This is a genomic window from Dickeya dadantii NCPPB 898, from assembly GCF_000406145.1.
GTDB classification, from domain to species: Bacteria; Pseudomonadota; Gammaproteobacteria; order Enterobacterales; family Enterobacteriaceae; genus Dickeya; species Dickeya dadantii.
Genome location: NZ_CM001976.1, coordinates 2,611,904 through 2,633,262 on the forward strand (window position 1 = coordinate 2,611,904; position 21,359 = coordinate 2,633,262).

Genomic DNA, 21,359 nt, shown 5'->3' on the forward strand with positions numbered 1-21,359 from the left:
CCGGAGACAGCGGCGATGGCGGCGTTCCGGACACTGAAGGCGCGGGTTCCCCCCTTCGTCATGGCATGGTCTTACACAAGGCCATAAGCGAAGGGAGGACTACAGACTATCATCAGGCGATTAAACGCTGGCTCAATGCATATTTCACAATGTCCGCGTTGGTGGTGAATTGCATTTTTTCCATTAATCGCGATTTATGGGTACTGACGGTTTTGTTGCTGATGGCCAGCATTTCGGCGATGGCATTGACCCCCAACCCCTGCGCCAGCATCACCATGATCTGATGCTCCCGCGAGGTCAGCAGTTCATTACGCCCGTCGCCGCGGGTCTGGCAATCCGCAAATACAATCTGCTCGGCGATGCTGTGGTCGATATAGCGCGCCCCCTGCGCAACCCGGCGGATAGCCGACAACAGCGCCTCCGGGTCCTTGTCTTTGGTGATATAGCCGAGCGCCCCGCTTTTTAGCACCCGACGGGCGATCTGCGGTTCGCTGTACATGCTCAACACCAGAATCGGCAGACGCGGATACTGCGCCACGATACGGATAATCAGCTCTTCACCGCAAATGCCCGGCATGCTCATGTCCAGCAGCAGTAAATCGACCTGACTCTCCCGCAATTGCGCCAGCACCTGCGATCCGGTCCCGGCTTCCGCCACCACCTCCAGATTGTCGTCTAATGCAAAGATCTGCTTTAATCCTTCACGCATAATTACGTGATCGTCAGCGATCATCAGCTTTATGAGTCTATCCATTCGCGTTTCCTCCTCCAGAGAAAATCTATTCTACGCGGTATCCTGCGGGAACGTCAGCCGAACCAGCGTACCCGCTCCCGGCTGACTTTCTATTACCACTTCCCCCCCAGCATCCGGCCGCGCTCTTTCATGCTCATCAGGCCGAAGGCGTGAGGCTTGCGGGTCTGAGCGTCAAATCCTTTGCCGTTGTCGCGCACACTCAGCACGATCAATCCCTCGCGGTTTTCCAGCGAAATCACCACCTGCGTCGCTTCGGCGTAACGGGCGATATTGGTCAGCGACTCCTGTACCACCCGGAACGCCGCGGTGGCACATTCGTCATTCAGCACCACTTCCGGCTCCGGCGCCCGCAACAGACAAGGGCAGCGATACTGGCGGATAAAGTCATCACGCAGCCACTCCAGCGCAGGGGTTAGCCCCATATCCAGCACGTTGGGGCGTAGCCGGGTCGCGACATGTCGCACCACCTGAATGGTTTTATCGGACAATGCCATCAAATTCTGTAATTGCGTCAGCATATGCGGGTTATCACGGGCGAACTGCATACGCATCAGCGACAGACTCATGCGCATGGAGGTCAGGTGCTGCCCCAGCTCGTCATGGATCTCCCTGGCGATGTGTTTGCGCTCTTCTTCGCGAGAGATTTCCCGCTGGCGCGCCAGCAGTCGCAGCTGCATGTGGGAATCTTCCAGTTTTTTTTCGGCATAGCGGATGGCGGTGATATCGCGCCCAACGGTGAGGATCGACGTCAGCTTGCCGCTTTGATCGAACTCCGGCACACAGCGGATATGGTGGATCACCCGGTGGCGCGTCTCCGTTGCGCCGATATCCTCCTCCAGTTCGCCTTCGACGCTGCTTTCCGTATCCACCACCATCTGCACCAGTTGCAAAATGCGCTGGGCACAGCGGGCGTTCGGCAGCAAATCGGTCAGCCGCCGCCCGCGCAGTTGCTCGGCGGTAAAACGCAGGTGGGCCAGCGTGGCGGGGTTGGCGTATTGGCAGTTGAGCTGTGGATCAAAACGCGTGATCAGATCCGGCGTATTCTCCACCAGCGCCCGGAACTCCTGCTCGCGGGCGTAGGCCAGTTGTTCGATATGCTTGCGTTCACGAATATCCCTTACTACGCACATACTGTACTTTCGTCCTTTATGTAGAAAATGATTCACGCTGACTTCAACCGGCAGCACCATGCCAAAGCGGGTTTTATGCCGGGTTTCAAACGTCAGCCCGCGCTTCCAGCAGCGGGGGTCGCTCCAGTGGCGGTTCGTCTCTTCTTTTGTCCAGCCAAGGTCGATGTCCTGTATTCGCATACGACGAAACTCGCGGCGACTGTAGCCCAGCATGCGACAGGCTTCATCATTGGCGTAACAAAACTGCTCCATATCGTTGACAATATAAATGGCATCGTTGATACGACTAAAGGCGAAATCCACCAGCTCAAGCGGCGGTACGTCATCAGGATGGTGGGGTTGAGGGGAAATCGGGGTATATAACATTGCCATCTCCTTGCTATCGCTCAGCCTGTCGGCCCCCTGAAAACCGGGTGCCGACAGCAGAAAGGAAAGCCGCAGAAATCGCCTCCGGGAAGGTGGCCTGCGACCCTGTTAGGCTGCACTCCGCCGCGATGTGCGGCGCCGGCGGCATACAGCCTGATATTGACAGGTTCCTTCACCTCCCCTGATTAAGGGAAGATGCCCTCCCGGGGCATGGCAATATAAGCGCCCCCGTGCCGGACAACCGCACGGAGGAGTCAACTTATGCATCAACAGCCTGGCGGAGATATCCCCTGGCGCGGGAAAGACGCGAGCGTACAGTGCCAATAGGAATGTTGAGCTGCTCGGCGATATCCTGATAGCTGACATCGGCATCCAGCAGCATCATCAACATCTTACGCGTTTCCTCCGGCAGGTGCGCACTGGCCGTCAGCGCGCGGTTCAGCGAGTGATCGCACTCCGTAATGCGGCTGGGATCGATATCCGTCGACAGAATTTCCGCCACTTCCAACGCATCGTCGCTGATATCGACGGTGCGATAGCGCGCCTGTTTGAAGTGATTTCGCACCAGATTCAGGGCAATGCCAAATACCCAAGTCTCCGGGCGCGAGGCGCCGGCGAACTTTTCGCGGTTCTTCAGCACTTCCAGATAAGTCATCTGCTGTAAATCTTCCACATCTTCACGGTTCGATACGCGCTTGCGAATGAAGTTTTGCAGTCGCTTGCCATGCAGGCGAAAAACCTGCTCCCAGTCCACGGTATTGGCAGGGGTATGAATCTGACACGCATCCATTTGTTTCAGTGTAATCGTTTCCATTTCACTAACTCTCCATCGATATGCCCCAATTGGCGCATCGGAGAGAGCAAGGCGCGTGCCAGCCAGAAAAATCCGATTAACTAGCTGTTATTTATCATTTTATTTTTTATCACCCTGGCTTTTTATGCCATTTTTTGCCAGTAAAATTCAGCCTAAATTGCAAGCTTTTGCAGAACAGATCAACTAAATAATTATCAACAAAATAATAACCTATTGTTACTTATTATTATTGACTTGTATCATTTATTGGGAACCTGCTCCCCACTCCTGCCACATAACAGCACACCGTTAAAGCAGAGGCAGCTTCAGGCAGGACAGGACCATGATTTCACTCAATAACGTTTCTTCCGTGCTCAATACCAGCAGCGCGGCCATCGCCAATGACATTGACGAGCAGGAGCCGGTCGGCATGCCGGTCAAAACCAGCGACGCCCGGCCGTCGCACGACAAAGCCCTTCACGACGCCATGGAAGAGGTCGCGGCCAGTTTCGGCGAACAGGTCGAACGCAAAAGCAAGGCGCTGAACCGGCGGCAAATCAGCCAGCCGCAAAGCCGGATGCTGGCCAACATCGAGCGCATCGAAAAACTGACCGAACTGTTTCAACTGCTGGAAAACCCGAAACACCCGACGCTGGACCAGCAGATCCGGCAGATGCAGGTACTGCTGCGCCAGTCATCGCCGCCTTCGGTCGAGGCCATCATGCAGGCGGCAGGCGGCGACGCCGCACGCAGCGATATCGTGCTGCGCCATGTGCTGAGCCAGGCGCAACAGCAGCAGGACGCCTCACTCGCGCAGTCGACCAGCCAGAGCCTGGCCCAGTTGCATCAGGAAAAAGGACCGGAAGTACGGGCGGGGTTGAACACCGCCGCCGCCATTTCCCTGTTCAGCACCGACCCGAACCAGAAACAGGCGCTGCGCGACCTCTACTATCAGCGCATCGTCCATCAGCAGTCGCCCAGCGCCCTGCTCGATGCCTTACTGGAACGCTTCGATGCACAACACTTCGCGGCCGGGCTGCGTACGCTGCAACGAGCGCTGGCGGCGGATATCGCCTCGCTGGCACCGTCCATCTCGAAAAATGCGCTCAGCAAAATGCTCAGCAGCCTGAACGACTCGCGCCAGCTCAGCCATACGCTGTCGGCCAGCCAGTCTTTGCTCGCACGGCTGGCGTCGCGCATGCCGGAGTGCACGCTGGGCGCGGTGGAGCTGACCCGACGGCTGATCGGCCTGAGCGCCAACGGCGCCTACGCCCGCGACCTGCACAATCTCGGCCGCGAAGTCGCCGGGCAGGACACCCAGCGCCAGCTGCTGTTTTTCAACGGCCTGCTGCCGCTGGTTAACGACCTGCCGCATCCGCTGTGGCGCGACGCCAAAAACCGTCTCACCGCCCTGCAATTGATTCGTAGCCTGATCGGCGACTTCGCCCAGTACGAAAAACAGCAGCAGGATGACGCCAAACCGATGAACGACCGATCTCGGAACAAGGGGTAACCGATGGCTGTGCTGATCGCCTGGCTTAACCGTTTTGCCATGAGCGCCATGCAGCGCTCCGAAGTGGTGGGCGCCGTCATCGTCATGGCGATTGTGTTCATGATGATTATCCCGCTGCCGACCGGCCTGATTGACGTGCTGATTGCGTTCAACATCTGTATTTCATCACTGCTGATCGTGCTGGCGATGTACCTGCCCAAACCGCTGGCGTTCTCTACCTTCCCGGCGGTGCTGCTGCTAACCACCATGTTCCGGCTGGCGCTGTCCATCTCCACCACCCGGCAGATTCTGTTGCAACAGGATGCCGGTCACGTGGTGGAGGCGTTCGGCAACTTCGTGGTGGGCGGCAATCTGGCGGTCGGCCTGGTGATCTTCATGATCCTGACGGTGGTGAACTTTCTGGTGATCACCAAAGGGTCGGAGCGGGTGGCGGAAGTGGCGGCGCGTTTCACCCTCGATGCCATGCCCGGCAAACAGATGTCCATCGACAGCGACCTGCGCGCCGGGTTGATCGACGCCCAGCAGGCTCGCCAGCGACGGGAAAACCTGGCCAAGGAGAGCCAGCTGTTCGGCGCCATGGACGGGGCGATGAAGTTCGTCAAAGGGGATGCCATCGCCAGCCTGGTGATCGTATTCATCAACATGATTGGCGGCTTCGCCATCGGCGTGTTGCAAAACGGCATGGCCGCCGGCGACGCCATGCACATTTACTCGGTGCTGACCATCGGCGACGGCCTGATCGCTCAGATTCCGGCGCTGCTGATTTCGCTGACCGCCGGGATGATCATCACCCGCGTCTCCGCCGACGGCCAGAAAATGGACAACAATATTGGCCGGGAGATCGCCGAGCAACTGACCAGCCAGCCCAAGGCGTGGATCATCTCGTCGGTGGGCATGTTGGGGTTCGCGCTGCTGCCCGGTATGCCGACGCTGGTGTTTCTGCTAATCAGCCTGGCGTCGCTCGGCAGCGGGTTGTTTCAGCTGTGGCGCGTCAAACAGAGCGGCTTGCAGGATTCGCTGCTGGCGGATGACGGCATGCCCGCCGAACAGAACGGCTATCAGGATCTGCGGCGTTTCAACCCGACCCGCGCCTACCTGTTGCAGTTCCATACCGTGTGGCAGGGCGCCGCGGCCGCCGCGGTGCTGGTACAGGACATCCGTCGCCTGCGCAACCGGCTGGTGTACCACTTCGGCTTTACGCTGCCGTCGTTCGATATCGAATTCAACCCCAACGTGCCGGAGGATGAGTTCCGCTTCTGCGTGTATGAAATCCCGCAGTTGCGAGCCAGCTTCGGCGTGCCGCTGCTGGCGGTGCCGCGCGGACAACTGCCGGAAGCGATGCAGGACGACGCCATGATGCCCGGCCTGTCGGCCCGCGACGAACACCACCTGCTGTGGCTGACGCCGGAACATCCGCTATTACAGCAGCCGGAACTGAGCCCCTGGAGCCCGGACGCGCTGATCCTCAGTCGCATGGAGAATGCGATTCATCGCAGCGGCGCGCAGTTTATCGGCCTGCAGGAAACCAAATCGATCCTCGCCTGGCTGGAGGCCGAACAGCCGGAGCTGGCACAGGAGCTACAGCGCATCATGCCGTTATCGCGCTTCGCCAGCGTACTGCAACGGCTGGCGTCGGAGCGGGTGCCGCTGCGTTCGGTGCGGCCGATCGCCGAAGCGCTGATCGAAATCGGTCAGCATGAGCGCGACATCAACGCCCTCACCGACTACGTGCGGCTGGAGCTGAAAGCCCAAATTTGCCACCAGTACAGTCAGGACGACAGCCTCACCGTCTGGCTGCTGACGCCGGAAACCGAAGAGCTGCTGCGCGACGCGCTACGCCAGACGCAGAACGAAACCTTCTTCGCGCTGACCCAGGAATACGCCGCCACCCTGCTCGGCCTATTGCGGCGCGCATTCCCGCCGATGACGCCGCCGTCGGCGCTGATTCTGGTGGCGCAGGACCTGCGCAGCCCGCTACGCATTCTGTTGCAGGACGAATTTCATCACGTACCGGTGCTGTCGTTCACCGAACTGGAGTCGCACCTGTCGATCAACGTGGCGGGCCGTATCGACCTGCTGGACCGGGTTGACCCCTTTAACGCATAGGATAACGCAAAATGTTTGAACTCCGTGTTCTGACCGGATTGCACCGTGGGGCCGCGCTGCCGTTAAGCGGAACCTCATGGCGCATCGGTTCCGCCGACGAGGCGGATATGGTGCTCTACGATCCTGGCATCCGCGAGCGGCATTGCCTGCTGGAAAAACAGCCCGACGGCTGGCTGGTGTCCGTGCTGGACGGCCCGGTCAGCAACAGCGAAGGCCACGCGGCGGCGCAATCGCTGTGGTTGCCGCCCGGCACGCCGTTCGCCGCCGGCGGCATCTGGCTGTGCGTGGTCAGCGCCGATACCCCCTGGCAGGATGAGGCGGAGGAAACGCCGCCGGATGACGACCTGGCCGACGACGCCGCCGGAACCGACGCCGACGTCATCCCGCCTGACGCCGGCATCGCCCCGGATACCCCTTCCGCACCGATGCCGGAACCGATGGTGACGCGCCGGGAGAAGGCGCGCCTGCCGCTGTGGGCCAAATTCAGCTACCTGCTGCTGGCGGTACTGCTGTTCATGATCGTCGGCAGTTGGATGTTGCAGGAAACGGCGGCGATGCCGCCCGCACCGCCGCCGCAGGATAACCGTTTACCGATCGGCACCCTGCCGCAGTTGAACAGCACCCTGCAAACCATGCTTACCGACCGCGAACTGGAACGGCTAGTCTCGACCAGTCAGGAGAACAACCGCATCGTGCTGAGCGGCGCGCTGCCGCCCGCGCAGCACACCCGGCTGGCGCGCATGCTGGCACAGTTCCACCAGCGTTACGTCACCGCTTTGCAGATCGAAAATCACACCACCGTGAAAAACGACCAGTTGCCGTTCCAGATCGTGCAGGTCACCAGCGGCCCGAAAGCCAACGTAGTGACCTCGGACGGGCGGCGCATCTTCGTCGGCGACGAGGTGGACAACCTGCGGCTGGTGAGCATCAACGACAGCCAGATCGAATTTCGCGGCAAACAACAGATCAAGGTGAACTGGTGATGAACGCGCAGGACGCAATCGATACCCGCTACCCCCGGCTGAGCCGGTGGCTGCAACAGCAACAACGTCAGCTGGCGGCGTATTCGCCGGTGACGCGACAGGGGCAAATCATCGGCATCAGCGGCATTCTGCTGGAGTCCAGCCTGCCGAACGCCCGCATCGGCGATTTGTGCCTGGTGGCACGCGACGACAGCTCGCAGGTGCTGGCGGAAATTGTCGGCTTCAGCCCGGAAAACACCTTTCTGTCGGCGCTGGGCGCGCTGGACGGCATCGCGCAGGGCGCGGTGGTCACCCCGCTGTACCAGCCGCATTGCGTGCAGGTGTCCGACGCGCTGTTCGGCAGTGTGCTGGACGGCTTCGGCCGCCCGCTGGAAGACGGCGGCCACAGCGCGTTTGTCGAACCGGGCTCACTTAACGCCACCCCTATCCCGGTGATCGGCGACGCGCCGCCGCCTACTGAACGCCCGCGCATCGCCGACCCGCTGCCCACCGGTATGCGTGCCATCGACGGCCTGCTGACCATCGGCTGCGGTCAGCGTGTCGGAGTATTCGCCGGCGCCGGCTGCGGCAAAACCACCCTGCTGGCGGAACTGGCGCGCAACACCCCGTGCGACGCCATCGTGTTTGGGCTGATCGGCGAACGCGGCCGCGAACTGCGCGAATTCCTCGATCACGAACTGGACGAACAGCTGCGCAGCCGCACCGTGCTGGTCTGCTCCACCTCCGATCGCAGCAGCATGGAGCGCGCCCGCGCCGCCTTTACCGCCACCGCCATCGCCGAAGCCTTTCGCGCCGCGGGCAAACAAGTGCTGCTGATTATCGACTCACTGACCCGCTTTGCCCGCGCTCAGCGCGAAATCGGCCTGGCGCTGGGCGAGCCGCAGGGGCGCGGCGGCTTGCCGCCCTCGGTCTACACCCTGTTGCCCCGGCTGGTGGAGCGCGCCGGGCAAACCCGTCAGGGCGCGATTACCGCGCTCTATTCGGTGCTGATCGAACAGGATTCGATGAACGACCCGGTGGCCGACGAAGTGCGATCGCTGATCGACGGCCACATCGTGTTGTCGCGCCGGCTGGCCGAACGCAACCACTACCCGGCGATCGACGTGCTGATGAGCCTGAGCCGTACCATGAGCAACGTGGTGGAACGGGATCACACCCGTCACGCCAACGCGGTACGGCGGCTGATGGCGGCCTACAAGCAGGTGGAAATGCTGATCCGCCTCGGGGAATACCAACCGGGGCACGACGCCTTCACCGATGCCGCCGTCAGCGCCAACGACGACATCAACCGCTTTCTGCAACAGGCGATGCGCGAGCCGCAGGGCTTTGACCACATTCAGTCGCAACTCGAAGAGGTGAGCCAGTATGCCAATCTCTAACGCCATGCCACCCGTCAGCGCGATGGAAGAAGAGCAGCCGGACAGCAGCGCGCAGGAACTGGGCGCGGTACTTAACCAGCTGCTGCCGATCCGTCGGCAACGCCTCAGCCGCGCCGAACGCCAGTTGCGCCAGGCCGAACAGACGCTCAGGCAAACCGAAGCGGCGCTGCGCACGCAACAGGCGCAACTGGAGCAGTTGCAGGCCGACTGGCAGCAGCAGCGCACTATTTTCCTGCGCGAGGCGTTGGGGAAAACCCAGACGCTGGAGTCGCTGAAAAACCAGCTGGAGCAGGAGCAAAAGCATATTCGTCAGATTCAGGCGCAGGTGCTGCTGTGTACCGACTGGCAGCAACAGTATCTGAACCGGCAGCAGCAGGTCGGCCAGGCCCGGGAAGCGGCCCGGCTCTGCCAGAAAGCCGTTGAAAAACTGGAGTTTCTGTTAACCACCTATCAGGAGGCGATATGACCCCTCATCTGCCCGCAACGCAAGATGTTTCTCTGCCTGCCCTGCGCCCGTTGCCGCACGGCCAGGAGCAGGATTTCCCCGGCTACGGTTACGACGACGATGCCTTCTGGGAAGGCGAGCTGTCCGAGCCGGAAATGCAGTTCCCCGACGCCAGTTGGCTGCCGTTTGGTCCACCATTGGCGTTCAACTTCCCTCTGAGTCTGGACGCCTTCGCCGATGCCCCGACGCAGGCGGAACCGGTCACGCCGGCGTACTGGCCGGCGCTGGAGTCGTCGCTGACCGACATGCCGCTGCTGCGCCGGGGAGAACCGCTGTCGTTCAGCCTGCAACTGCCGCAACTGGGCAGCGTGGATGTGCGGATGGTGACGCTGCCCGCCAGCGGCTGGGACGTGTCGCTGCGCTTCGGCAAATCCGCCTATGAACAGTTGAAAAGCCAGCGCGACGCCTGCCGCCGATCGCTGGCGGATACGCTGCGCGCGCCGGTACGCCTACAGTTTGAAAGCCGGGAGGACGAGGAATGATCCCGCTTGCCCGGACGCTGCGCCCGGTCAGTCAGGCGCGAGCCGCGCTCTCCCGCCAGCTAGCGGCGGCGCACCGTTTTGCCTTCATGCTGGACGGGCAGCCCGGCGAACTGCGCCTGCAACTGGCGGACGACGCCCCGCCCGGCCGGCAGGAAAGCCGCTGGCGCTGCCATGCCGGCTCACTGTGGCTGGACGACAACGCCGCGCCGTTGCTGTCGCTGCTTTCCGCCTGCCCGGCGCTCATCCCCGGCCCCGACGACGACGCAGAAACGGCCAACTGGTACTGGACACAGTACAACCACCATCTCAGCCCGGCGCTACGCGAACTGTTCGGTGAAATCCGGCCGGCGTCATCGCAACCGCCAGACAGCGCAGAGCATGGCGAACTGACACTGTGGCTGGAGGTCATCCACGGCGATTTCCGGGTTCGCAGCCGGTTGCGAACATCGACTAAAACCTTGCGGCAGTGGCAAAGCCAGCCGGGGTGGTACGCGCCCCGCTACCCGCTGCCCGGCCACCTGGCGATGCGCGTGCCGTTGGTGCTGGCAGAAGTGACGTTGTCACACGAACAATTGGCGGCACTGGAACCGGGCGACCTGATCTGTCCACTCAAACAGTACTTTTCACCGCAGGGCAACGGCTGCATCACGCTGGCCGACCGGCGGTTGACCGGGCAGCTCAGGATGGATGCGCTCGCCCCGTACTGGTTTACCGTGACAGAACTGGAGGAATGTCCCGTGGCTATACCTTTTGACGACACCACACCTTTTGACGACACCATACCTTTTGACGACGCGGCCCCATTTGAGACTGACGCCGCTCCCGAAACGTCGCCGCACGCCGGTTTTTCCGCCCCGGATGGCGAACATCACACCGGCGCGCCGTCGGGCTACGCGCTGCCGCCGCTGACGCTGGCGCTGACCGTGCGCTGCGGTTATCTGACGCTGACGTTACAGGATTTGCAGCAACTGGCCCCCGGCACGGTGTTAACCCTACAACAGGCAACACCCGGCGAGGCCACCCTGTACCACGGCGAACAGCCGCTGGCGCTGGGCGAACTGGTGGACGTGGACGGTCGGCTGGGATTGCAGATTACCCGCCGTCTCGGCGTGGACGGAAGCATCTCCCCGGAGCCATCGTTATGACCTCGGGCAGCTTCGACCCGGTGATGTTTGCCCTGTTTCTGGGTGCGTTGTCGCTGATTCCGTTGATGATGATCGTCTGCACCTGCTTTCTTAAAGTGTCTATGGTGCTGATGATTACCCGCAACGCCATCGGGGTGCAGCAGGTGCCGCCCAACATGGCGTTGTACGGTATCGCGCTCGCCGCCACGCTGTTCGTGATGGCGCCGGTATTCAGCGACATCAAACAGCGATTTCAGGACGCGCCGGTGGATTTCAGCAGTCTCGACGCGCTGGAAAGCAGCGTGACCAAAGGCATCGAACCGTTGCAGAAATTCATGTCGCGCAACACCGATCCGGACATTCTGACCCACCTGCATGAAAACAGCCTGCGCATGTGGCCGGCGTCGATGTCCGAAAAGATCACTACCCAAAACATTCTGCTGATGCTGCCGGCCTATGTGCTGTCGGAGCTGCAAGCCGGGTTCAAGATCGGTTTTCTGATTTACATCCCGTTTATCGTTATCGACCTGATTGTCTCCAACGTGCTGCTGGCGTTGGGGATGCAAATGGTGGCGCCCACCACCCTTTCGCTGCCGCTCAAGCTGCTGCTGTTCGTGCTGGTCAACGGCTGGACGCGCCTGCTCGACGGCCTGTTCTACAGCTATCTGTGAGGCGACCATGGAAACGCTCAATCTGTTTCGACAGGCGATGGTGCTGGTGGTGATGCTGTCGGCGCCGCCGCTGCTGGTGGCGGTGGTGGTCGGCGTGCTGATTTCGCTGCTACAGGCGGTGATGCAGTTGCAGGATCAAACCTTGCCCTTTGCCGTCAAGCTGGTGGCGGTCGGGTTGGTATTGGCCATGACCGGCCGCTGGATCGGCGTCGAGCTGATCCAACTGGCGATGCTGGCCTTCAACATGATCGAACAAACCCGGGTGTGAGGCGGCCATGTTATCCATCGCCACGATCCAGAACATTTACGATTTTATTTACGCGCTGACGCTCGGCGTGGCCCGGCTTTATCCGTGCCTGTTTCTGGTGCCGCTGTTCTCGTTCACCATTATCAAAGGCATGCTGCGTAACGCGGTGGCGATCGCGCTGGCGCTGGTGCCGGCGGGCGCCATCCAGCAACAGATGCTGACCACCACCATTACCTGGCCGATGCTACCCGGCCTGCTGCTCAAAGAGCTGGTGATCGGGCTATTGCTGGGGGTAGTGCTGGCGATGCCATTCTGGCTGTTCGAGTCGGTTGGCGCGTTGTTTGATAACCAGCGCGGCGCGCTCACCGGCGGCCAGCTCAACCCGGCGCTGGGCAGCGACGCCACCCCGCTCGGCCACATGATGAAAGAACTGTTCATGATGATGCTGATCATCACCATCGGTTTTCCCGGCTTTACCCAGTTACTGTGGGACAGCTACCGCCTGTGGCCGGCGTTAGACTTTCTGCCGCCGTTATCGGAACAGGGGTTTCACACCTATCTCGATCTGCTCAAAGACACTTTCCAGCACATGATCGTGTACGCCGGGCCGCTGGTGGCGCTGTTGCTGTTGCTGGAATTCAGTATCGCCATCCTCAGTCTCTACAGCCCGCAGTTGCAGGTGTATGTGCTGTCCACCCCGGCCAAATGTCTGGCCGGCATGGCGTTTTTCGTGCTCTACATGCCGGTGTTGCAGTTTCTCGGCGAGGGGCGGCTCAAGGCGCTGAGCGACCTGAAACACCTGCTCCCGCTGTTCTTTCAGGCATCCCCCTGAATGGCTGCAAGATACGGTTACTAACCACAAGGTGCCGGGATGAGTGAAAAAACCGAAAAACCCACCCCAAAAAAGTTGCAGGACGCTCGCAAGAAAGGGGAAGTGGGCCAGAGCCAGGATGTGCCCAAGCTGCTGATCAGTTTCGCGTTGCTGGAGATGATTCTGGCGCTGACCGACAGCGGCATGAGCAAATTGCAGGCGCTGATGCAGCTGCCGTTGAGCCGCATCACCGACCCGTTCGGGCATGCGGCGGATGAAATTTTCAGCGAAGCGCTGTCGCTGTTGGCTACCTTCTGCCTGCTGACCATCAGCGTAGCGCTACTGATGCGCGTCGTTGGCGGTTGGATCCAGTACGGCCCGCTGTTTGCCGTCGAGGCGCTGAAAGTTGATTTCAACCGTCTCAATCCGATCAACCAGATCAAGCAAATGTTCACCATGCGCAAGCTCACCGACATGCTGACCAACATCCTGAAGGCGGCGACCATCGGGCTGGTGTTCTGGCTGGTGGTGATGCCGCAGCTGGAGTGGCTGGTGGAACTGGCTTACGGCGATCTGACCACGTTCTGGAAAGGGGTGGAAAACGTGCTGAAAAGCGTGGCGCGCACCACCCTTTCCGCGTTGCTGGCGTTGGGAGTGCTCGACTTCGGGCTGCAAAAATATTACTTCCTCAAACAGCAGCGCATGAGCCATGAAGATATCCGCAACGAGTTCAAAAACTCGGAAGGCGACCCGCACATGAAAGGCCATCGTAAATCGGTGGCGCAGGAGATCCTCAACGAACCGGCCAGCCCGCGCGCCAAACCCAAAGTGGAAGACGCCGATCTACTGCTGGTCAACCCGACCCACTACGCGGTGGCGCTGTTCTACCGCCCCGGCAAAACGCCGCTGCCGCGCATCCTGCTCAAGGGCGAAGACGATCAGGCCAAAGCGTTGATTGCCCGCGCCCATCAGGCCGGCGTGCCGGTGATCCGCTTCATCTGGCTGGCGCGCACCCTGTACCGGATACCGGAAGGCCACTACATCCCGCGCGACACCCTGCAACCGGTGGCGCAGGTCTATAAGGTATTACGTCAATTGGAGAAAGGCCTGCCGGCACGCGATGTGATCGAGATGGGTTGACCGATACGGCGCTTCGCTGTTTGACGCCCGCGCCTGCTAGACTGCAACCGGGTATCTTTTTAATCGGAGCACGAGGGCAACATGGCAGACAAAATTCACCGCTATCAGGTACAGGTCAGTTGGACCGGCAACCAAGGCGCCGGCACCGCCAGCTATCGCGGTTACAGCCGCAATCATGACATCAGCGCGCCGGGCAAGCCGACGCTGCCCGGCTCATCCGACCCGAGTTTCCGCGGCGACCCCGCGCGCTGGAATCCGGAAGAGCTGCTGGTGGCGTCGCTGTCCGCCTGCCACAAGCTGTGGTATCTCGGGCTGTGCGCGGGGGCCGGCGTCACGGTGGTGGCCTACGACGACCGGGCGGAAGGAGAAATGGTGGAAGAGGCCGGCGGCGCCGGGCAATTTCTGTCGGTCACCCTGCGCCCGCGCGTGGTGATCAGCGCCGACAGCGACCCACAGACTGCTCTCGCGTTGCACCATCAGGCCCACGAGATGTGTTTTATTGCCCGCTCGGTTAACTTTACCGTCACCCACCAGCCGGACATCGTGGTCGATAACCCGTCGTCGTCGCACCGCTAGCTAGCTCCTGAGCGGCGGCGGCTTTTACCTCTCGCCGCCTGCGCATCTGCGTAAAGAAAAGCGTTACCCAGTCAAAAATCGTTTCAATATAATCCTGCGCCAGCGTTAAATATTTGCTATCACGGCAGTTATTCTCCTTTTACAGATAAAAGTGCGTTTATGTTCAAATCGTTTTTTCCCACCCCCAAACTGTTTTTCTCCTCCGCGCTGATCTGGTCGCTGGTAGCGGTGATCATCTGGTATGGCTGGGGGCGTCCGCTGGGCGATAGCCTGCTGCACATCAGCCAGCCGCTGCCGCAGGGCGCGATACGGTTCCTGTCGCCCGCCTTTCTGTGGTTCTACGGTTACTATCTGCTGTGCGTGGGTCTATTCGCCGGTGCCTGGGCATGGTTAAGTCCACATCCCTGGCAGCGTTGGTCGATTCTTGGCACGTCGCTGATTATTTTCGTCACCTATTTTTCGGTCGAAGTCGGTGTGGCGGTCAACGACTGGTACGTTCCTTTTTACGATCTGATCCAGAAAGCGTTGAGCGCACCTAACGCCGTGACGATTCAGGCGTTTTACCAGCAGTTGCTGATTTTCCTCGGTATCGCGCTGACCGCGGTGACCGTCGGCGTGCTGAACCTGTTTTTCGTCAGCCATTACGTGTTCCGCTGGCGTACCGCCATGAACGACTACTACACCTCGCACTGGCAAGCGTTGCGCCACATTGAAGGGGCGGCGCAGCGTATTCAGGAAGACACCATGCGTTTCGCTTCCACCGTGGAAAGCCTGGGGGTCGATTTGGTGAAATCGCTGATGACGTTGATCGCCTTCTTACCGGTGCTGGTCAGCCTCTCTTCTCACGTCAAATCGCTGCCGCTGATCGGCGAGATTCCCTACGGCCTGGTGATTGCCGCTGTCATTTGGTCGCTGGCAGGTACCGGCGTGCTGGCGCTGATCGGCATCAAACTGCCGGGGCTGGAATTCAATAATCAGCGGGTGGAAGCCGCCTACCGTAAAGAGCTGGTGTATGGCGAGGATGACGCCAGCCGCGCCGCGCCGCCTACGGTAAAACAGCTGTTTGGCAACGTGCGGAAAAACTATTTCCGCCTTTACTTCCATTACACCTACTTCAACATCGCGCGGGTGCTTTATCTGCAAACAGACAATATCTTTGGCATCATCATGCTGTTGCCATCGATCGTCGCAGGCAGCCTGACGCTCGGCCTGATGACGCAGATCACCAACGTGTTCGATCAGGTGCGCGGCTCGTTCCAGTACCTGATCAACTCCTGGACCACCATCGTGGAACTGATGTCGATTTATAAACGTCTGCGCAGTTTCGAATCGGTAATTCAGGATGTGCCGATGACCACCGACGCCGCGGATGCCACTTCCGGCGCCTGACGGACGCATTCCCTTTCCACGCTGCCGGTGCGACGAGGTATCAACCCCACGCACCGGCGGATTCAGACAGACGCCAGCATCCAGCCATGTTTGAACCGGCGCCTGACCTATTCTCCCCTTTGCCTACGCCTTGCATCCGCGTCGTCGTCGGCGCCATCATACGACAGAGTTTGATCTCACTCGCCCCGTCATGCGCGCCTTCCCTGCCGTTCGAACTATCTGGGTGTATGCCTGGACGTCCCGACGAGTAAACAGCAAGCAGAGCATTATTTTTCGGCAGCATACCCGTCATACTTCACGTTGCAGGTGCGTTGGCTTTATTACTCGAATTATTTTGGGTATAGATGAAATGAAAAAATATGACTTAGTGCCGCCATCTGGAAATAATTTTTTGAATAAGTAATAAGAAACGGCAATTCTCCCGCCCCAATTAACTAGTACACGAAATCATTTAACAGACTCTGAACAGAATAAAAATACGTAAGATCGAATCTGGAATAAAAAACGTAAACAGTGCGTTATTTCATTATGTCGCTAGCTGTTTATGTTTAAAAAAAATGTGATAACATTCACAGGTTTTTTCTCTTCGCTGAAAAAACCCCATCTTCTAATTTTTAAAAAAAACATGGATGTTAACAGATGGTTAGCCTCTGTTGATCTTGCATTATCGACACATTTAGCCCCATAGGAAGCCTTAATGAATACAATTCTGCATACCTATAACAATCTGAAGGTTGGTATTAAGCTAGCGATAGGGTTTGGACTGATTTTGATCATGTCCGCCTTCATCATGCTATCGGGAGTTAATGGTTTTCGTAATATTGACGCGTATGTCAATAAATCCATTATCAGTAATGATATTAATAATAACCTGAACGATGCCAGACGAGCCCGACTCAGTTTTCAGTATACCCATGACTACACCGCGATTAATAAAGTCGGCGACCTGATGGTAAAAGTCGGCCAGTCGCTGAATCAGGCCAACCAGTTGACCTGGAGCCCCGATGCGCAGAACTTACTGAATCAGCTCAATGACGCCTACAAAAAATATCTCCCCGGACGGGAAGCGCTGCTTAAAGCCAGTCAGCAGCGCGATGTCGTTGCGCAAAAACTGAATCAGGACAGCAGCGCCGACGTGCTCAATACACTGCGTACTCAATTCAGCAACAATGCGATAGCGCCGGAATTACGGCTGGAATTTAGCACGCTGTTCGAACAACTGTCGGAAATTCGCGACCTGACGCATGAGTTGTTACTGCAACCGTCCCCTCAGGCCGAGTCCAATCTGCGCAAAGCCCTTGGCAACACTCAGACCGCATTCAATCAAGCCCTGCCCAAATTCAGCGCGGAGCAGCAAGGGTGGCTGAACCAGGCCTGGCGCTTTTTCTCCACCTACAACGGCTACATTGACGATTATATGAGCGCCTTCCGGGATGAAAACGCCGCCACCAGTACCATGACCGGCGCGGCGACCATTCTGGATAACGCCTCCACCGATTTGTATGCAAGCCAACTGTCGCTGGTCAGCGCCACCACCACCAGCTCGCAGTGGCAGCTGTTGTTCACCGGTCTGGTGATTATCGCTATCGGGGTACTGATGGCCTGGCGCATCACCCTGCAAATTACCCGTCCGTTGCATCAGAGCCTGTCGCTGGCGGAACGGATTGCGCAAGGCGATCTGACCGCCTCGATTAACGTTACCCGCCGCGATGAGCTGGGGATGCTGATGTCCGCCATGGCGGCCATGAACCACAAACTGCGCGAGATGATCGGCGAAATCCGTGAGGGAGTGAGCAACGTGGCGTCCGCCGCGTCGGAAATCGCCGCCGGCAACACCGATCTCTCCTCCCGCACCGAGCAACAGTCGGCCGCGGTAGTAGAAACCGCCGCCAGCATGGAGCAATTGACCTCCACGGTGAAGCAGAACGCCGACAACGCACATCACGCCTCGCAGCTGGCGGCCGATGCGTCAGGCAACGCCACCAAAGGCGGCGAGATCGTCACCAACGTGGTGAGCACCATGAACGAGATCGCCACCAGTTCCCGCCGCATTTCCGAAATCACCTCCGTCATTAACGGCATTGCCTTCCAGACCAACATTCTGGCGCTCAACGCCGCGGTGGAAGCGGCGCGCGCCGGCGAACAGGGCCGTGGTTTCGCGGTAGTGGCCGGCGAGGTACGCAATCTGGCCCAGCGCAGCGCCCAGGCCGCCAAAGAGATCGAAACGCTGATCGGCGAGTCGGTCACCCGGGTGAACACCGGCTCCACGCTGGTGGAGAGCGCCGGTAAAACCATGGACGAGATTATCCGCTCCATCTCCCATGTGCATGACATCATGGACGAGATCGCGTCGGCCTCTGACGAGCAGAGCCGCGGCATCAACCAGATCTCCACCGCGGTCGCCGAAATGGACGCCACCACCCAGCAGAATGCCGCGCTGGTGGAAGAGTCTTCCGCGGCGGCCAATTCGCTGGAAGAGCAGGCGCAAACGCTGGAGCATGCGGTATCGGTGTTCCGTCTCGGTAACAACGAAGCGGCACCGCGCGCCAGCCTCAGCGCCGGCAAACCGCTGAAACTGACGACATCCGCCGCTAAAGCGACCTCGGCCGCCAAAACCACCGCATTGAGCCGCCCTGCGGCCAACGGCAAAGATGACTGGGAGTCGTTCTAACCGATTTTAACCACGGACAATACAGCATGGCGATATACGGCCATGCTGTATTTATTTTATGCATGCCGCTACGGTCTTTAATCTCCCGCCCCTTTCCCGGCAGTATTATTCTGACATGCACAAACTTTCTTTCCGGCTAAACGCACGTCCGAAATTATCCCTGCATGTTGTCGTTCCGCATTATTACGTTTTTATGTCGGTCATTTAAAAAACGAATGACGCATTAATCATGACGGTCCGTTCTTTCAATAAGCTGATTGATAATATCACTGTAGAATATTACGATGCGGAAACATAATTTTTACATTATCTTTCCCTGTGCTGAGGATGAGGTTATGATGTCCGCAGCAGTAACGACCGTTTGATAAAACGACGGTATCACCATCGACTATCCTATAACTAACAGCAATAAAACATGGCTTCAGCACTCACTCCCTGAAGCGCTCATGCATTGATATGTTCAATTCGTTTTTTTTGTTTTCCCCATCACTACCCTGGTAAATCAAAAAAAGGAAGGCCCAATGAAGACTGTTTTTGGCGCTTATAACAATTTCAGAGTCGGTGTGAAGCTGGCGATGGGATTCGGACTGATATTATTAATGGCGGCGATAATCATGCTGTCAGGGATCAATGGCTTTCAAAATATTGACGCGTACTCCCAAAAGTCCATTATCAGCAATAATATTAACAGCTATCTGGAAGAAGCCCGGCGGGAGCGTCTGCGCTTCCAATATACCCACGATTATGCGGCTATTAATAAAAACGGCGAACTGCTGAATAAAATGACGCAATCGCTGAATGTCGCCCAGACAATGAAATGGGATGCGGACACCCGTATTCTGCTGGATAAGATTATCCAGTCCGGCAAGGAATATAATGTCGCGCGGGAAAACCTGATCAGCGCCAGCCAAAAGCGGGACGCTATCGGTCAAAAACTGTCGCAGGATACCATCGGTAAAGTGATTGATACCCTGCGCGGACAATTCGATGCCGCCACGCTGCCGGCGGAATTACGGCTGGAGTTTATGTACATCAACGAGGGACTGTCGGATATCAAAGATACGGCCCATGAACTGACGTTGATGCCCTCCGCCGAAACCGAAGCGGCGCTTCGCAAAGCGTTGAGTACCGCGCAACATGCCATCACGCAGGCGCTGTCAAAATACAGCGCGGAACAGCAGGCCTGGTTGAATCAGGCCTGGCAGCTTTTCGCCACCTACAACGGGGATATCACCCTTTACATGGCGGCCTATCAGGAAGAGAACGCGGCGTCTCAGCGCATGGCGGATATCGCGCTGGTTCTTAACCAGTCGGCGACCCAGCTCTACCAAACCCAGTTAGACAAGGTGGATAACATTACCCGCCAGTCGCAATACGAACAGTGGATCATCGGGCTGGCGATTATCGCCCTCGGCGTGCTGATGGCCTGGCGCATCACCCTGCAACTTACCCGCCCGCTGCGTCAGAGCCTGTCGCTGGCGGAGCGGATCGCCCAGGGCGACCTGACCGCGTCCATCACCGTCACCCGTAAAGATGAGCTGGGCCAGTTGATGTCGGCGATGAATGCAATGAACCACAAGCTGCGCGATATGATCGGCACTATCCGCGAAGGGGTGAACAACGTGGCGTCCGCCGCGTCGGAAATCGCCGCCGGCAACACCGATCTCTCCTCCCGCACCGAACAGCAGTCGGCCGCGGTGGTAGAAACCGCCGCCAGCATGGAACAACTGACCTCCACGGTGAAGCAGAACGCCGACAACGCGCATCACGCCTCGCAACTGGCGGCCGATGCGTCAGGCAACGCCACCAAAGGCGGCGAGATCGTCACCAACGTGGTGAGCACCATGAACGAGATCGCCACCAGTTCCCGCCGCATTTCCGAAATCACTTCCGTCATCAACGGCATCGCCTTCCAGACCAACATTCTGGCGCTCAACGCCGCGGTGGAAGCGGCGCGCGCCGGCGAACAGGGCCGTGGCTTCGCGGTAGTGGCCGGCGAGGTGCGCAATCTGGCTCAGCGCAGCGCCCAGGCCGCCAAAGAGATCGAAACGCTGATCGGCGAGTCGGTCATCCGGGTGAACACCGGCTCCACGCAGGTGGAAAGCGCCGGTAAAACCATGGCCGAGATCATCCGCTCCATCGCCCATGTGCATGACATTATGGGTGAAATCGCCTCTGCGTCCGACGAACAGAGCCGCGGCATCAACCAGATTTCCAACGCGATAGCCGAAATGGACGCCACCACCCAGCAGAACGCCGCGCTGGTGGAAGAATCCTCCGCGGCGGCCAATTCGCTGGAAGAGCAGGCGCAGGCGCTGGAACAGGCTGTCTCGATATTCCGCCTCGGCCATGACGACAACCATCGCCCTACCCGCTCCGCGCACAAACCCGGCGCCGTCAGCGCTAAAAAACCGCTGATGCTGGCCGGCGCCGGAGCGGGCGCCCGCTCCGGCAACGACGAGTGGGAGTCGTTCTAAACCGTTAATTCTGCCTCGTTATGGCGGGCGTCGCCCGCCATAACGTGTCGTGCCCTTCGTTTTACCACCCAGCGCATAAGCTCAGTCACTCTTCGCATTTAATGTCGCGCCGATTTCCTGCAATACTGCCCGCACGCGCAATCATCATGTTAATGATATTAAAGCATTATTTATGAAACAAGCCGATGTCGCGCGTGGTGTTCACCTTTTATCTCTTGATTCATTCAACGCCTGGTTTTATC

17 protein-coding genes and 1 pseudogene are annotated in these 21,359 nt (G+C 58.9%); 15 read left to right on the forward strand and 3 right to left on the reverse strand.

Translation table 11 applies throughout. The annotated features are described in order from the left end of the window. Positions 1-112: 112 nt before the first annotated feature. The 3 genes and pseudogenes from DDA898_RS11950 to DDA898_RS11960 all read right to left on the reverse strand — a co-directional run bounded on the left by DDA898_RS11950 (position 113) and on the right by DDA898_RS11960 (position 3,064). Positions 113-754 carry a response regulator transcription factor gene (locus tag DDA898_RS11950; protein WP_013318125.1) on the reverse strand — a complete coding sequence of 214 codons (642 nt, stop codon included), beginning with the start codon at positions 752-754 and terminating at the stop codon, positions 113-115. 30 nt (positions 755-784) lie between these two features. Continuing rightward, a pseudogene (locus DDA898_RS11955) lies at positions 785-2,250 on the reverse strand (PAS domain-containing sensor histidine kinase). 259 nt (positions 2,251-2,509) lie between these two features. After that, positions 2,510-3,064 (reverse strand): RNA polymerase sigma factor, encoded by a 555-nt coding sequence (locus tag DDA898_RS11960; RefSeq protein ID WP_038901333.1) that lies wholly within the window; start codon positions 3,062-3,064, stop codon positions 2,510-2,512. 322 nt (positions 3,065-3,386) lie between these two features. Here DDA898_RS11960 and sctW point away from each other — a divergent pair, with 322 nt between their 5' ends. The 15 genes from sctW to DDA898_RS12035 all read left to right on the forward strand — a co-directional run bounded on the left by sctW (position 3,387) and on the right by DDA898_RS12035 (position 21,117). Next, positions 3,387-4,556: a type III secretion system gatekeeper subunit SctW gene (gene sctW, locus DDA898_RS11965; protein ID WP_038911280.1), complete on the forward strand. Its 1,170-nt coding sequence runs from the start codon at positions 3,387-3,389 to the stop codon at positions 4,554-4,556. Between the two features lie 3 nt (positions 4,557-4,559). After that, the gene (sctV, locus tag DDA898_RS11970; RefSeq protein ID WP_038911281.1) at positions 4,560-6,662 is read left to right on the forward strand and encodes a type III secretion system export apparatus subunit SctV; all 2,103 of its coding nucleotides are present in this window, start codon (positions 4,560-4,562) and stop codon (positions 6,660-6,662) included. A gap of 11 nt (positions 6,663-6,673) precedes the next feature. Further along, positions 6,674-7,645, forward strand: coding sequence for a type III secretion system inner membrane ring subunit SctD (gene sctD, locus DDA898_RS11975; protein WP_038911282.1), 972 nt, complete (start codon positions 6,674-6,676; stop codon positions 7,643-7,645). Next, positions 7,645-9,024, forward strand: a complete 1,380-nt coding sequence (gene sctN / locus DDA898_RS11980) for a type III secretion system ATPase SctN (RefSeq protein WP_038911283.1) — start codon at positions 7,645-7,647, stop codon at positions 9,022-9,024. The genes sctD and sctN overlap by 1 nt, the downstream gene beginning before the upstream one ends. Next, on the forward strand, positions 9,011-9,490 hold the full coding sequence (locus DDA898_RS11985) for a hypothetical protein (protein WP_013318132.1): 480 nt from the start codon (positions 9,011-9,013) through the stop codon (positions 9,488-9,490). Before sctN ends, DDA898_RS11985 begins: the two co-directional genes overlap by 14 nt. Further along, positions 9,487-10,011, forward strand: a complete 525-nt coding sequence (locus DDA898_RS11990) for a type III secretion system HrpP C-terminal domain-containing protein (protein WP_038901338.1) — start codon at positions 9,487-9,489, stop codon at positions 10,009-10,011. Before DDA898_RS11985 ends, DDA898_RS11990 begins: the two co-directional genes overlap by 4 nt. Continuing rightward, entirely contained in the window at positions 10,008-11,156 is a 1,149-nt protein-coding gene (locus DDA898_RS11995; protein WP_038911284.1) for a FliM/FliN family flagellar motor switch protein, read from the forward strand. Before DDA898_RS11990 ends, DDA898_RS11995 begins: the two co-directional genes overlap by 4 nt. Then, positions 11,153-11,806 (forward strand): type III secretion system export apparatus subunit SctR, encoded by a 654-nt coding sequence (sctR, locus tag DDA898_RS12000; RefSeq protein WP_038911285.1) that lies wholly within the window; start codon positions 11,153-11,155, stop codon positions 11,804-11,806. The genes DDA898_RS11995 and sctR overlap by 4 nt, the downstream gene beginning before the upstream one ends. Positions 11,807-11,813: 7 nt before the next feature. Next, the gene (gene sctS / locus DDA898_RS12005; RefSeq protein WP_013318136.1) at positions 11,814-12,074 is read left to right on the forward strand and encodes a type III secretion system export apparatus subunit SctS; all 261 of its coding nucleotides are present in this window, start codon (positions 11,814-11,816) and stop codon (positions 12,072-12,074) included. A gap of 7 nt (positions 12,075-12,081) precedes the next feature. Further along, positions 12,082-12,885, forward strand: a complete 804-nt coding sequence (sctT, locus tag DDA898_RS12010; RefSeq protein WP_013318137.1) for a type III secretion system export apparatus subunit SctT — start codon at positions 12,082-12,084, stop codon at positions 12,883-12,885. 39 nt (positions 12,886-12,924) lie between these two features. Then, positions 12,925-14,004 (forward strand): type III secretion system export apparatus subunit SctU, encoded by a 1,080-nt coding sequence (sctU, locus tag DDA898_RS12015; RefSeq protein ID WP_038911286.1) that lies wholly within the window; start codon positions 12,925-12,927, stop codon positions 14,002-14,004. Positions 14,005-14,085: 81 nt separating this feature from the next. Then, entirely contained in the window at positions 14,086-14,580 is a 495-nt protein-coding gene (locus DDA898_RS12020; RefSeq protein ID WP_038911287.1) for an OsmC family protein, read from the forward strand. 159 nt (positions 14,581-14,739) lie between these two features. Next, positions 14,740-15,969, forward strand: coding sequence for a peptide antibiotic transporter SbmA (gene sbmA / locus DDA898_RS12025; protein WP_038911288.1), 1,230 nt, complete (start codon positions 14,740-14,742; stop codon positions 15,967-15,969). A 697-nt stretch (positions 15,970-16,666) separates the two neighbouring features. Continuing rightward, positions 16,667-18,640 carry a methyl-accepting chemotaxis protein gene (locus tag DDA898_RS12030; RefSeq protein ID WP_038911289.1) on the forward strand — a complete coding sequence of 658 codons (1,974 nt, stop codon included), beginning with the start codon at positions 16,667-16,669 and terminating at the stop codon, positions 18,638-18,640. A 521-nt stretch (positions 18,641-19,161) separates the two neighbouring features. After that, positions 19,162-21,117 carry a methyl-accepting chemotaxis protein gene (locus DDA898_RS12035; RefSeq protein WP_038911290.1) on the forward strand — a complete coding sequence of 652 codons (1,956 nt, stop codon included), beginning with the start codon at positions 19,162-19,164 and terminating at the stop codon, positions 21,115-21,117. The last annotated feature ends 242 nt before the right edge of the window (positions 21,118-21,359 follow it).